The organism is Pseudomonas shiyinii, from assembly GCF_056725765.1.
Genome location: NZ_CM161522.1, coordinates 3,691,658 through 3,704,644 on the forward strand (window position 1 = coordinate 3,691,658; position 12,987 = coordinate 3,704,644).

10 protein-coding genes and 1 pseudogene are annotated in these 12,987 nt (G+C 62.9%); 7 read left to right on the plus strand and 4 right to left on the minus strand.

Going from position 1 to position 12,987, the window contains the following annotated elements; translation table 11 throughout:
- The first annotated feature begins 87 nt into the window (after window positions 1–87).
- The 6 genes and pseudogenes from ACXHGZ_RS16630 to leuA all read left to right on the plus strand — a co-directional run bounded on the left by ACXHGZ_RS16630 (window position 88) and on the right by leuA (window position 7,997).
- Window positions 88–966, plus strand: a complete 879-nt coding sequence (locus tag ACXHGZ_RS16630) for a LysR family transcriptional regulator (RefSeq protein WP_480460630.1) — start codon at window positions 88–90, stop codon at window positions 964–966.
- Window positions 967–1,196: 230 nt separating this feature from the next.
- On the plus strand, window positions 1,197–2,159 hold the full coding sequence (locus ACXHGZ_RS16635) for an IS110 family transposase (protein WP_480459995.1): 963 nt from the start codon (window positions 1,197–1,199) through the stop codon (window positions 2,157–2,159).
- A gap of 115 nt (window positions 2,160–2,274) precedes the next feature.
- Window positions 2,275–3,654 (plus strand): exodeoxyribonuclease VII large subunit, encoded by a 1,380-nt coding sequence (gene xseA, locus ACXHGZ_RS16640; protein ID WP_480460631.1) that lies wholly within the window; start codon window positions 2,275–2,277, stop codon window positions 3,652–3,654.
- A gap of 3 nt (window positions 3,655–3,657) precedes the next feature.
- Window positions 3,658–4,485, plus strand: coding sequence for a peptidoglycan DD-metalloendopeptidase family protein (locus ACXHGZ_RS16645; protein ID WP_480460632.1), 828 nt, complete (start codon window positions 3,658–3,660; stop codon window positions 4,483–4,485).
- Between the two features lie 475 nt (window positions 4,486–4,960).
- Window positions 4,961–5,924: pseudogene (locus tag ACXHGZ_RS16650) on the plus strand (IS110 family transposase).
- A 399-nt stretch (window positions 5,925–6,323) separates the two neighbouring features.
- Window positions 6,324–7,997, plus strand: a complete 1,674-nt coding sequence (gene leuA, locus ACXHGZ_RS16655; RefSeq protein WP_084856694.1) for a 2-isopropylmalate synthase — start codon at window positions 6,324–6,326, stop codon at window positions 7,995–7,997.
- Between the two features lie 136 nt (window positions 7,998–8,133).
- Here the strand turns inward: leuA and ACXHGZ_RS16660 are convergent, their stop codons facing one another.
- Genes ACXHGZ_RS16660 through zwf form a run of 3 tightly spaced genes read right to left on the minus strand, consistent with a single transcriptional unit; the run spans window position 8,134 to window position 11,001 of the window.
- Complete coding sequence (locus ACXHGZ_RS16660) at window positions 8,134–8,814, minus strand: bifunctional 4-hydroxy-2-oxoglutarate aldolase/2-dehydro-3-deoxy-phosphogluconate aldolase (RefSeq protein WP_224456768.1); 681 nt, start codon at window positions 8,812–8,814, stop codon at window positions 8,134–8,136.
- Window positions 8,815–8,831: 17 nt separating this feature from the next.
- Window positions 8,832–9,545: a 6-phosphogluconolactonase gene (gene pgl / locus ACXHGZ_RS16665; RefSeq protein ID WP_480460633.1), complete on the minus strand. Its 714-nt coding sequence runs from the start codon at window positions 9,543–9,545 to the stop codon at window positions 8,832–8,834.
- The gene (zwf, locus tag ACXHGZ_RS16670) at window positions 9,532–11,001 is read right to left on the minus strand and encodes a glucose-6-phosphate dehydrogenase (RefSeq protein ID WP_480460634.1); all 1,470 of its coding nucleotides are present in this window, start codon (window positions 10,999–11,001) and stop codon (window positions 9,532–9,534) included. The genes pgl and zwf overlap by 14 nt, the downstream gene beginning before the upstream one ends.
- Window positions 11,002–11,210: 209 nt before the next feature.
- Here zwf and hexR point away from each other — a divergent pair, with 209 nt between their 5' ends.
- Complete coding sequence (hexR, locus tag ACXHGZ_RS16675; protein WP_216356234.1) at window positions 11,211–12,074, plus strand: DNA-binding transcriptional regulator HexR; 864 nt, start codon at window positions 11,211–11,213, stop codon at window positions 12,072–12,074.
- Here hexR and ACXHGZ_RS16680 read toward each other — a convergent pair.
- Window positions 12,067–12,921 carry a D-hexose-6-phosphate mutarotase gene (locus tag ACXHGZ_RS16680; RefSeq protein WP_084856685.1) on the minus strand — a complete coding sequence of 285 codons (855 nt, stop codon included), beginning with the start codon at window positions 12,919–12,921 and terminating at the stop codon, window positions 12,067–12,069. The genes hexR and ACXHGZ_RS16680 overlap by 8 nt on opposite strands.
- Between the last annotated feature and the right edge of the window lie 66 nt (window positions 12,922–12,987).

Below are 12,987 nucleotides of genomic sequence, written 5' to 3' on the forward strand. Positions count from 1 at the left end.
CCTGACAAGACGCAGACAGGTTAGCCAGCCATGAGCCATGCCGACTAATATGCTTTTTCACCCTTAGCCATCTCGAAAAGGCATGCCATGACCTCCATCCGCCAACTGCGCTACTTCGTGGAAATTGCCGAGCACGGCAGCTTCAGCGCGGCTGCCGAGCGGCTGTACGTTGCCCAATCGGCCTTGAGCCGGCAGATCAAGGAGCTGGAGCAGCAGCTTGGCACGCCGCTGTTCGAACGCACCGCCCGCCAGCCACGCCTGACACTGGCTGGCCAGGCCTTCCTGGAACGGGCGCGGCGCTTGCTGGCCGACCTGGCGCAGGCCGAGAGGGTTACCCGCGATATTGGCGAAGGGTTGCAGGGCAGCCTGCGCCTGAACCACTCCAGTACAGTGCCGTTGACCGGCCCGTTGCTGGCTCGCCTGGGCGGCTACTTGCGCGACAACCCAGGGGTTTCGCTGGAAATTGCCCAGCAGTCGTCGGAGGCTCAACTGGAGGATATCGCTGCCGGGCGGTTGGACATCGGCCTGCTGCGCTTGCCGGTGCTGCGCCAGCATGAAGGGGTGGTGCTGCATGAACTGTTCAGCGAACCCCTGCTGCTGGCGGTCGCCGCCGCGCATCCCTTGGCCAGCGCGCCACAGGTGAAACTGGAACAACTGCGGGAAGAGCGCTTCATTTCCATTCCGCACCGGGACCGTGGCGGGCTGAGCTACCTGTCGGCCTCGATGTGCATGGAGGCAGGCTTTTTCCCGCGCGCGGCGCAGGTGCTGTCGCGCAAGACCACCCAGTTGCAGCTGATTCAGGCGGGGTTTGGGGTGGCGTTGCTGCCGGCGTGCATGCGCGAGATTGCCCCGGCCTCAGTCAGCTTCGTGGCGCTGGAAGGAGGGTGTGAGAGTTCTGTGGCGATGGCTTGCAGGCGTGACGCAGGCTCGATGGTGCGCCAGTTCGTCACGGCGATGCAGGCCTGAAGGGCCCCATCGCCGGCAAGCCGGCTTGTATGGTGATACTTGAAGGGGTGGTGGGACGAAAAAGCCGATTCTGACTGTTAGCCGCAGTACAGACCGTGGGAGACATCGCCCCACCCCTTCACCAAAGCGCCGATAAAGAATGCATCGTTTGCAAGCGACGATAGAAGCAAGCCAGCGCCTCTTGGTGAAAACCCCTCCAAGCAGAAAAACCATACGTGGGAGTGTGGCCAATGGCAATGCAGGTAAGCCAATTCATCATTGGTGTGGATGTGGCCAAAGTCGAATTGGTTGTCCATTTCGAAGACCGTGATGAACAGTCCTCGCTGAAAAATACCAAACCCGAAATCAAGAAATGGCTGGGACAACAACCCGCCAATACCGCTATCTGCGTCGAAGCAACGAATACCTACCATCTCGACCTGGTGGAGATGGCTTATGAAAAAGGCTTTGAAGTCTACGTGGTCGATGGCTTCCAGCTCAGTAACTATCGAAAGAGCGTCGGTGGTCGGGTGAAGACGGACGCCTCTGACGCTTATCTACTCTCTCGCTATCTTTCCCGCGAAGGCAGTGGACTACGTCCTTGGAGCCCACCTCCAGCCGTCTACGGCAAGCTCCAGAGCCTTCTGCGTCGCCGCGCCTCGCTGGTCTCGGCACGCACCGCCTTGACGCAAAGCTGGTCCAATGAGAGAAGCCTTGAGACCGTGTTCAAATCCTTTGCCAAGAGCATGGAGAAACTCGATGTACTGCTTCAGAAAAAGCTCAAGGAGTTGGTACGCGAAGCAGGATTAAGCGAGCAGGTCGCCCGTTGCCAAAAGATAGAAGGCATCGGATTTTTGACCGCTGTGGGGTTGGTGACAGCGTTTATCCGGGGGGATTTCAAGAATGGTGATTCATTCATCGCTTTCTTGGGCATGGACTTGCAAATCTCTGACTCCGGGCAAAAAACTGGCCGTCGGCGGCTCACCAAACGGGGTTGTTCTGAGATACGACGCCTTTTGCACAATGCGGCCATGTCAGCTAGTCGATCAGCGGTCTGGAAAGACGTTTATGCACACCATAGGGGCAAGGGTAAGGCCACTACTGAGGCCCTGGTGATCTTGGCCAGAAAGCTCGCCAGAGTCGCATTCGCCCTACTGAAGAGCCAGGGCGAATACGTCACCAGAACAGCTAAAAATGCTTGCCCACAACCATAGAATCTCCCACAGGGACAGCATGAGGCCCAAGCCAGCGCGATACCTGTGGGAGCCGGCTTGCCGGCGATAGGGCCGGGACAGACAACCGGGGCCGATGTCCTTTATGATGCCCGCCATGATCAGAGACCCCTTCGAACGACTCGGCCTGGACCGCGAGGTCCTCACCGTCAGCCAGCTCAACGGCCGCGCGCGCGTGCTGCTCGAGGATGTGTTCCGCAGTGTCTGGGTGGAAGGCGAGATTTCCAACCTCGCCCGCCCGGCCTCCGGGCACATGTATTTCACCCTCAAGGACAGCGGCGCCCAGGTGCGCTGCGCACTGTTCCGGCAGAATGCCGCGCGTGTGCGCCAGGCCCTGCGCGACGGCCTGGCCGTGCGCGTGCGTGGCAAGGTCTCGCTGTTCGAGGGGCGTGGCGACTACCAGCTGATCCTCGACACCGTCGAGCCGGCCGGCGATGGCGCCTTGCGCCTGGCCTTCGAGGCGCTGAAAGAAAAGCTCGGCGCCGAGGGCCTGTTCAGTGCCGAACGCAAGAAGCCGCTGCCGGCCCACCCGCAACGCATCGGCATCGTCACCTCGCCCACAGGCGCGGTGATCCGCGACATCATCAGCGTGTTCCGCCGCCGCGCGCCACAGGTCGAACTGAACCTGATTCCCACCGCCGTTCAGGGGCGCGAGGCCATCGGCCAGATCGTCCGTGCCCTGCGCCTGGCCGACAGCCAAGGCTACGACGCCTTGATCCTGGCCCGCGGCGGTGGTTCGCTGGAAGACCTCTGGTGCTTCAACGAAGAAGATGTGGCCCGCGCCGTGGCTGCCTGCGTGACGCCCATCGTCAGTGCCGTGGGCCATGAGACCGACGTATCGATCAGCGACTTCGTCGCCGATGTGCGCGCGCCGACGCCCTCGGCCGCCGCCGAGCTGCTGGCGCCTGACAGCAGCGGCCTGCAGCAACGCCTCGACAGCCTGCAGCGGCGCCTGCTGCTGCGCATGAAGAACCGCCTGGCCCACGACCACCTGCGCCTGGACGGCCTGGCCCGGCGCCTGCGCCACCCCGGCGAGCGCCTGCGCCAGCAGGCCCAGCGCCTGGACGACCTGGACATGCGCCTGCGTCGCGCCTTCATGCTCACCCTGAACCAGCGCCACGAACGCCTGGGCCGCCTCGACACGCGCCTGGCTGCCCAACATCCAGGCCGGGCGCTGAAGCTGCTCGGCCAGCGCCTGGACGCCCTCGCCGAACGCCTGCCGCGGGCCATGCGCGAGGTGCTCAAGGACCGCCGCCAACGCTTCCAGGCCCAGCTGCAGACCTTGCAGGTGGTCAGCCCCCTGGCCACCCTCGCGCGCGGTTACAGCATCCTGCTCGACGAGCGCGGCCAGGCCATCCGCAGCGCCGCCCAGACCCACAACGGCCAACGCCTGACCGCACGCCTGAACGAAGGCGAGCTCAAGGTGAGGGTCGAGGACAACCACCAGACCCCGGTCACCCTTTCGCTACTGGACTGATACATGCCCCGCCTGCTCGCGCCCCTGCTCGCTCTTTCCCTGCTGCTGCTCGGCCCCCATGCCCAAGCCAGCTACATCACCCGCCAGCTGAACAAGCCGGTACCCGGCGGCGTGGCAGTGGTCGACCTTGGCCCCGCCGCCACCGCGCCCAGCGCACGTTTCGACGGCAAGCCGGTGTTGGTGGTTCAGGAACAGGGCAACTGGCTGGCCATTGTCGGCATTCCGCTGACCCAGAAACCCGGCACGGCCGTTGTCACCCAAGGCTCGCGCACCCTGCCCTTCACCGTTGGCAGCAAGAAGTACCCCGAGCAGCACATCACCTTGAAGAACAAGCGCCAAGTCAACCCCAACCCTGCCGACCTCAAGCGCATCGACCGGGAACTGGCCGAACAGATCAAGGCCTATCGCAGCTTCAGCCCCACCCTGCCGAGCAACCTGATCCTCGACAAGCCGGTCACCGGCCCTTTGTCGAGCAAGTTCGGCGTGCGCCGCTTCTTCAACGGCGAGGAACGCAACCCCCACGCCGGCCTGGACTTCGCCGTGCCGGCCGGCACGCCGATCAAGACCCCAGCCAACGGCAAGGTGATCCTGGTGGGCGACTACTTCTTCAATGGCCGCACCGTGTTCGTCGACCACGGCCAGGGGTTCATCAGCATGTTCTGCCATATGTCGAAGATCGACGTGAAGCCGGGGCGGGTACTGCGCCGCGGCGAGGTGGTCGGCCGCGTGGGCGCCACCGGGCGGGCAACCGGGCCGCACATGCACTGGAACGTCAGCCTCAACGACGCACGGGTCGACCCGGCGATCTTCATCGGCGCCTTCCAGCCCTGAATACAGCCCAGGCTCCGCTTGCTTCGTGGGAGCTGGCGACAGCCTGCGATGGGCCGCAAAGCGGCCCCTTGAGTCTGGAGGGGCTCCAGCGTTTGAGGGCTTGGGGCTGCTTTGCAGCCCATCGCAGGCTGTCGCCAGCTCCCACCGAGATTGCGCCGCTCTCAAGACTAGCGAAATCCCTGTGTGAGCGGGCTTGTCCCGCGATCAAGAGCGAAGCCCTTGCCAGGCGACGGTGATATCGGGCCCGGCCTAATCGCGGGACAAGCCCGCTTGTATGGTGATACTTGAAGGGGTGGTGGGACGAAAAAGCCGATTCTGACTGTTAGCCGCAGTACAGACCGTGGGAGACATCGCCCCACCCCTTCACCAAAGCGCCGATAAAGAATGCATCGTTTGCAAGCGACGATAGAAGCAAGCCAGCGCCTCTTGGTGAAAACCCCTCCAAGCAGAAAAACCATACGTGGGAGTGTGGCCAATGGCAATGCAGGTAAGCCAATTCATCATTGGTGTGGATGTGGCCAAAGTCGAATTGGTTGTCCATTTCGAAGACCGTGATGAACAGTCCTCGCTGAAAAATACCAAACCCGAAATCAAGAAATGGCTGGGACAACAACCCGCCAATACCGCTATCTGCGTCGAAGCAACGAATACCTACCATCTCGACCTGGTGGAGATGGCTTATGAAAAAGGCTTTGAAGTCTACGTGGTCGATGGCTTCCAGCTCAGTAACTATCGAAAGAGCGTCGGTGGTCGGGTGAAGACGGACGCCTCTGACGCTTATCTACTCTCTCGCTATCTTTCCCGCGAAGGCAGTGGACTACGTCCTTGGAGCCCACCTCCAGCCGTCTACGGCAAGCTCCAGAGCCTTCTGCGTCGCCGCGCCTCGCTGGTCTCGGCACGCACCGCCTTGACGCAAAGCTGGTCCAATGAGAGAAGCCTTGAGACCGTGTTCAAATCCTTTGCCAAGAGCATGGAGAAACTCGATGTACTGCTTCAGAAAAAGCTCAAGGAGTTGGTACGCGAAGCAGGATTAAGCGAGCAGGTCGCCCGTTGCCAAAAGATAGAAGGCATCGGATTTTTGACCGCTGTGGGGTTGGTGACAGCGTTTATCCGGGGGGGATTTCAAGAATGGTGATTCATTCATCGCTTTCTTGGGCATGGACTTGCAAATCTCTGACTCCGGGCAAAAAACTGGCCGTCGGCGGCTCACCAAACGGGGTTGTTCTGAGATACGACGCCTTTTGCACAATGCGGCCATGTCAGCTAGTCGATCAGCGGTCTGGAAAGACGTTTATGCACACCATAGGGGCAAGGGTAAGGCCACTACTGAGGCCCTGGTGATCTTGGCCAGAAAGCTCGCCAGAGTCGCATTCGCCCTACTGAAGAGCCAGGGCGAATACGTCACCAGAACAGCTAAAAATGCTTGCCCACAACCATAGAATCTCCCACAGGGTGCCGCAAATCAAATGGTCATGCGTGTTCTATGGGAGCGGCGGTCCGACTTGCCCCGCGATTCAGGCGGCCCAACGAACGCCGTTAGCGCGCCTTTGCAAAGACCGCGCAAGCAACGCCGGACTTTCCAGAAAAGCGAGCGATAAAATCTCGAAACGATGAGTTTTTTGAGCATTTCTATCAATTTTTCATGAAGGCTTGCCATCCCTCACCCCACTGGTTAGGGTTGAGGCATGAAAACCTCCAACACCCTCATTCTGCTCCGCCAACACCGCAGCCTCTGCCTGGTCAGTGCACGACTACCAGGGTGAATCGCGTCGCCTCGCCTTTTCATCTCGTTACGTTCGGCAGGCCCGATCACGGCCGCACACTAAAGGATTGCTTCCATGACCATGCTCAAAGACCCTTCGAAGAAATACCGCGCGTTCCCGACCATCGACCTGCCTGACCGCACCTGGCCGTCGAAGACCATCACCCAGGCGCCGATCTGGTGCAGTTCCGACCTGCGTGATGGCAACCAGTCGCTGATCGAGCCAATGGACTCGGAGAAGAAGCTGCGTTTCTGGAAGACCCTGGTGCAGGTGGGCGTGAAGGAAATCGAGGCCGCATTCCCGTCCGCCTCGCAGACCGACTTCGACTTCGTACGCACCTTGATCGAAGATGGCCACATCCCGGACGACACCACCATCCAGGTGCTCACCCAGGCCCGTGAAGACCTCATTGCCCGTACCTTCGAGTCCCTGCGCGGGGCCAAGAAGGCCATCGTGCACCTGTACAACGCTACCTGCCCGTCGTTCCGCCGCATCGTCTTCAACCAGGACAAGCAAGGCGTGAAGGACATCGCGGTCAACGCGGCCAAGCTGTTCGTCAAGTACGCCGCCCAGCAGCCAGACACCCAGTGGACCTTCCAGTACTCGCCGGAAACCTTCAGCGCCACCGAGATGGAATTCGCCAAGGAAGTCTGCGACGCCGTGATCGAGGTATGGAACCCGACGCCTGAGCACAAGATCATCCTCAACCTGCCGGCCACCGTCGAAGTGTCGACGCCGAACGTCTACGCCGACCAGATCGAGTGGTTCTGCCGCAACGTCAACCGCCGCGACAGCGTGATCATCAGCCTGCACACCCACAACGACCGTGGCACCGGCATCGCCGCCACCGAGCTGGGCCTGATGGCCGGCGCCGACCGCGCCGAAGGCTGTCTGTTCGGCAACGGCGAGCGCACCGGCAACGTCGACCTGGTGACCTTGGCGCTGAACCTCTACACCCAGGGCATCGACCCACAACTGGACTTCTCCGACATCGACGGCGTGCGCAAGGTGGTCGAGGAATGCAACCAACTGCCGGTACACCCGCGCCACCCGTACGTTGGTGACCTGGTCCATACCGCGTTCTCCGGCTCGCACCAGGACGCCATCCGCAAGGGCTTCGCCAAGCAGAAGGACGGCGAGCTGTGGGAAGTGCCGTACCTGCCGATCGACCCGGCCGACATCGGCCGCAGCTACGAGGCGGTGATCCGCGTCAACAGCCAGTCGGGCAAGGGCGGCATCACCTACCTGCTCGAGCAGGAATACGGCATCAGCCTGCCACGCCGCATGCAGATCGAGTTCAGCCAAGTGGTACAGGGCGAGACCGACCGTCTGGGCCTGGAAATGACCGCCCAGCAGATCTACAGCCTGTTGCACAAGGAATACCTCCAGGCCAACACGCCGTATGCGCTGGTCAGCCATCGCCTGCAGGAAGAAAACGGCCACAGCGCCGTGGAAGTGGAGGTCGCCGGTGAAGGCGAAACCACCCTGCACTGGCGCGGCAAGGGCAACGGTGCGCTGGAGGCACTGGTCGCCGGCCTGCCGATCGCGGTCGAGATCATGGACTACAACGAGCATGCCATCGGCGCCGGTACCAACGCCAAGGCCGCGGCCTACATCGAACTGCGCGTGGCCGGTGGCCGCCCGGTACACGGCGTGGGCATCGATGAAAACATCACCACCGCCAGCTTCAAGGCGCTGTTCAGCGCTCTGAACCGCTCGCTGAGCCAGCAGGCTGCCAAGGCGGCGTAAGCTGTCACGCAGTGATCAAGGCCCGCATCGTTCGATGCGGGCTTTTTTATTGGCCGGTACAGGCACTGCAAGAATTCCAGGCAAAAAAAAGGGGCGCCGACCAAGCGCCCCACAAGCCGTAAAGCACACAACAAAATCAGTTGGCGTCCAACAGCGCCATTGCCTCCGCACTGCACGCTTCGATCCGCGCCCAATCGCCGTTCTTCACCCAGCTGCTGTCGAGCATCCAGGTGCCGCCTACGCACATCACGTTCGGCAGGGCCATGTAATTGCGTACATTGGCCGGGTTGACACCACCGGTGGGGCAGAAACGGATATCGCCGAACGGGCCGCCAAAGGCCTTGATCGCCGCCACGCCGCCGCTGATCTCCGCGGGGAACAACTTGAAGCGACGGTAGCCCAAGGCATAGCCCATCATGATTTCCGAGGGTGTGCTGATGCCCGGCAGCAGCGGGATATCGCTTTGCACGCCGGCCTCGAGGATGTCCGGAGTGATGCCCGGGGTGACGACGAACTGTGCACCGGCCGCCTCCACCGCAGCGAACATCTCGCGGTCGAGCACCGTGCCGGCACCGACGCACAGCTCCGGGCGCTGCTCACGCAGCACACGGATTGCCTTGAGGCCATGCTTGGAGCGCAAGGTCACTTCCAGGGTGCGGATGCCGCCGGCGGCCAGGGCGTCGGCCAGAGGCAGGATGTCCTCCTCACGGGCGATGGTGATCACCGGCAGGATGCGCGCCTGTTCGCAGATCGCGTCGATCCTCGCGGCTTTTTCAGCCATCGAGAGCAAAGGCTGTGGTCGTTCAAGGGTGGTCATGACAGTGGGTCCTTGGCTCATGGGCACCAGTAGATGTCCAGGGGGTCGTGAAGAAAGGCGCGAATCGGCATTTCAGTAAGGTTTTCGCCCGCCGAGGCGGCGCGCAGGGTAGCGAGTTTGCCCTGGCCCTGCACCGCCAGCGCGGTGAAGGTGGCCTTGGCCAGCAAGGCGCGGGTCATGCTCAGGCGCTGGCGCGGCACGCTCGGGGCCAGCATGGGCAGGCAGCGACGCTCGCTGGCCAGGTCCAGGCCGTCGTGCAGGTTGGGGCTGGCCGGGAACAGCGAGGCCGTATGGCCATCGTCGCCCATGCCCAGGACCAGCACATCGATCGGGGGGAGCTCGGCCAGTGCCTGGTCGGCCTGCCCAGCTGCGGCCTCCAGGTTTTCCGCATTGCGGTACAGCCCGATGAAGCGGGCCTTGGCCGCTGCGCCCTTGAACAGGTGACGCCTGAGCAGGCCGGCATTGCTGTCGGCATGCTCGACCGGTACCCAGCGCTCGTCGGCCAGGCTGACCGTGACGTTTGCCCAATCCAGCGCCTCGGTGGCCAGCTTCTCGAGAAACGGTACCGGGCTACGCCCGCCCGACAGCACCACACAGGCCTGGCCCTTGCTGGCGATGGCCTGACGCAGCCGCTCGGCCACGTCCCGGGCCAGCGAGGCCGCCAATGTATTGGAGTCCGCCAGCTGATGCACCTTCACGGTCGCCGGCAATTGCAGGTCAGATATCGCCATACCAAGCCCTCCCATCGCGAGTGATCAGGGCGATCGAACTCATCGGCCCCCAGGAACCGGCCGCGTAGGGCTTGGGGGCGTCCCCGGCGTTCTTCCAGCCGGCGATCAGTTGGTCGCACCATGTCCAGGCGTATTCGATTTCGTCTTTGCGCACGAACAGGTTCTGGTTGCCGCGCATCACTTCCAGCAACAGACGCTCGTAGGCATCCGGAATGCGTGCGCTGCGCCAGGTGTCGGAAAAATTCAGCTGCAAGGGCCCGCTGCGCAATTGCATGCCCTTGTCCAGGCCTTGCTCCTTGGTCATCACCCGCAAGGAAATACCTTCGTCCGGCTGCAGGCGGATGATCAGCTTGTTACCGATCTGCAAACGCTGTTCAGGGGCGAAGATGTAGTGCGGCGTCTCCTTGAAGTGGATGACGATCTGCGACAGCTTCTGCGGCATGCGCTTGCCGGTACGCAGGTAGAACGGCACGCCGGACCAGCGCCAGTTGCGGATGTCGGCGCGCAGGGCGACGAAGGTCTCGGTGTCGCTCTGGGCGTTGGCGTTGTCTTCTTCCAGGTAGCCCGGCACCGGCTTGCCGTCGCTGTAGCCGGCGATGTACTGGCCTCGCACCACACGGGTGGCCAGCGCTTCGCCAGTGATCGGCGCCAGCGCCTTGAGCACCTTGACCTTCTCGTCGCGGATGCTGTCGGCGGACAGGTCGCTGGGCGGGTCCATGGCGATCAGGCACAGCAGCTGCAACAGGTGGTTCTGGATCATGTCGCGCAGTTGCCCGGCCTTGTCGAAGTAACCCCAGCGGCCTTCGATGCCGACCTTCTCGGCCACGGTGATTTCCACGTGGGAGATGGAGTTCTGGTTCCACTGGGTTTCGAACAGGCTGTTGGCAAAACGCAGGGCGATCAGGTTCTGTACCGTCTCCTTGCCCAGGTAATGGTCGATGCGGTAGACGCGGTTCTCGGGGAAGAAACGCGCCACGGCATCGTTGACCCGGCGCGAGGACTCCAGATCATGGCCGATGGGCTTTTCCAGCACCACGCGGGTGCGTTCGGCAAGGCCGGCCTTGTCCAGGTTTTCGCAGATCGCGCCATACACGGCCGCAGGCGTTGCGAAATAGGCGATCAGCGGCAGGTCCGCCGCCACCTGCCCGGCCAGGTCCTGGTAGCCCTCGGCCTGGAGGAAGTCCAGACGCAGGTAGCTCAGCCGGCCAAGGAAGCGCCCCAGTACGCCGGGCTCGATATCGCTATCGGGCACGAAGCGGCGCAGGTGGGCCTCGATGGTGGCCAGGTGTTGCTGACCCTCGCCCGCTTCGCGAGCCAATGCCAGCAGGCGGGAATCGGGGTGCAGCAAGCCCGCCCGGTCGAGCTGGTAGAGCGCGGGAAACAGCTTGCGCAATGCCAGGTCGCCCAAGGCGCCAAACAGGGCAAAGGTGCAAGGTTCTACACTGATCGCAGCCATGATGTTGGTTCTTTCCTAAAGTTGACCTAGGAATATCGCTTTCAAACGCAGTTTTCAAGGGCTAATGTAGTAAAAACTACAACATTACCGACAAATACCACAGACAAGTGGTGCGACACTGGCACCGACAGTACGATAGACACCGTGCAAACGGCCCGCTGCTCCATCAGCCGGCTGTCTTCCCGACCCAAGGACATACCATGGACCGCGTGCGAAACCTCCTGGAACAGATCCAGGGACGCCTCGACGAGCTGAACAAGGCCGAACGCAAAGTCGCCGAAGTCATCCTGCTCAACCCGCAACAAGCCACCCGCTTCAGCATCGCCGCCCTGGCCCAGGCCGCCAAGGTCAGCGAGCCGACGGTCAACCGCTTCTGTCGCTCCTTCGGCGTCAGCGGCTATCCCGAGCTCAAGCTGCAGCTGGCCCAGAGCCTGGCCAGCGGCGCCGCCTACGTCAGCCGCGCGGTGGAGCCCGACGACGACCCGGCCGCCTACACCCAGAAGATCTTCGGCAGCGCCATCGCCTCGCTGGACAGCGCCTGCCAGCAGCTCGACCCGCAACAGGTCAGCCGTGCCGTGGACATGATGATCCAGGCCCGGCAGATCCACTTCTTCGGCCTGGGCGCCTCGGCCCCGGTGGCCCTCGACGCCCAACACAAGTTCTTCCGCTTCAACCTGGCCGTGTCGGCCCACGCCGACGTGCTGATGCAACGTATGCTGGCCTCGGTGGCCCATACGGGCGATCTGTTCGTGATCATTTCCTACACCGGGCGCACCCGCGAACTGGTCGAGGTAGCCCGCGTCGCACGCGAGAACGGCGCCTCGGTGCTCGGCCTGACCGCCGCCGGCTCGCCCCTGGCCAAGGCCTGCAGCTTGAGCCTGCACATCCCGCTGCCCGAAGACACCGACATCTACATGCCGATGACCTCGCGGATCATCCAGCTCACCGTGCTCGACGTGCTGGCCACCGGCATGACCTTGCGCCGGGGCGTGGACTTCCAGCCACACCTGCGCAAGATCAAGGAAAGCCTCAACGCCAGCCGCTACCCCGTCGAGGACGACGAACTCAGCTGAGCCGATGCGCCTGCAGGCTCAGGTGGGCCTGCTGCCCGGGCGCCAGGCTCAGCCCCTCACCACTGCCGCTGGCCGCTTCGACACAGACGAAACGCTGGCACTCGCGCCCGCTGACACCCACCAACGGCCGACGTCCCGGGTGCCAGACCACGGTATCGTCGCTGTCACCGGTATCGATGCACAGCTCACGCTGCCAGGCCGGGTCCTGCAATTGCACTCGAGGCGTGCCCGGGTAGACCTTCTGGCACCCACCCTTGAGCTTCAGCGCGCCATCCTCGCGGCAGGCCTGGCGATTCAAGCGGTCATAACCTTCGATATCCTCGAGCCCGGATAGCGCTATCTGCGCAACGTCGCTGATACGCCAATAGGCCAGCAGCGCGTGGCTCAGCTGGCACGGCTCGCTGTCCTGGTGCTCGGTGGTCAGGCTCAGCTCCATGCGCTGGCCCAACCGGGCATGCAGGTCGACCTGCCAATCGCACAGCTGCAGGCGCCACGTGAGGGTCACGCCCTCTTCGTCCTCATGGCTGTCCATGAGCTTCCAGTCGAGCAACCGCGCCCAGCCATGGGCCGGCCACAGGTCTTCGCTCGGGTGACGCCCATACCAAGGCCAGCACACCGGCACACCACCCCGAATGGCCCCCACCTGCGGCCATTGCTCGGCGCACCACAACCAGGGCCGCTCACCCGTTGGCTGGAAGTGCAGGAGCTGCGCGCCCTGGCGGCTGAAAACCGCCTGGCAGCGGGGGTGGTCGATGATCAGTACATCGCGCTGCTGGTAACGCTCCCACTCGAACGTCGGCCGAGGCCTCTGCGCGCAAAAGAAGCGATGTAGCGGATGTTCGGGCATGGTTCCAAGCTCTTGTTGTTTGAGATAGCGCTATCTCGGCTCAGGCCTCGTTTCCACTGCGGACCA

What these genes read in the sequence shown, in the direction of transcription:
- ACXHGZ_RS16630 (WP_480460630.1), top strand. Translation starts at nt 88, where the DNA reads ATGACCTCCATCCGCCAACTGCGCTACTTCGTGGAAATTGCCGAGCAC.
- ACXHGZ_RS16635 (WP_480459995.1), top strand. Translation starts at nt 1,197, where the DNA reads ATGGCAATGCAGGTAAGCCAATTCATCATTGGTGTGGATGTGGCCAAA.
- xseA (WP_480460631.1), top strand. Translation starts at nt 2,275, where the DNA reads ATGATCAGAGACCCCTTCGAACGACTCGGCCTGGACCGCGAGGTCCTC.
- ACXHGZ_RS16645 (WP_480460632.1), top strand. Translation starts at nt 3,658, where the DNA reads ATGCCCCGCCTGCTCGCGCCCCTGCTCGCTCTTTCCCTGCTGCTGCTC.
- leuA (WP_084856694.1), top strand. Translation starts at nt 6,324, where the DNA reads ATGACCATGCTCAAAGACCCTTCGAAGAAATACCGCGCGTTCCCGACC.
- ACXHGZ_RS16660 (WP_224456768.1), bottom strand. Translation starts at nt 8,814, where the DNA reads ATGACCACCCTTGAACGACCACAGCCTTTGCTCTCGATGGCTGAAAAA.
- pgl (WP_480460633.1), bottom strand. Translation starts at nt 9,545, where the DNA reads ATGGCGATATCTGACCTGCAATTGCCGGCGACCGTGAAGGTGCATCAG.
- zwf (WP_480460634.1), bottom strand. Translation starts at nt 11,001, where the DNA reads ATGGCTGCGATCAGTGTAGAACCTTGCACCTTTGCCCTGTTTGGCGCC.
- ACXHGZ_RS16680 (WP_084856685.1), bottom strand. Translation starts at nt 12,921, where the DNA reads ATGCCCGAACATCCGCTACATCGCTTCTTTTGCGCGCAGAGGCCTCGG.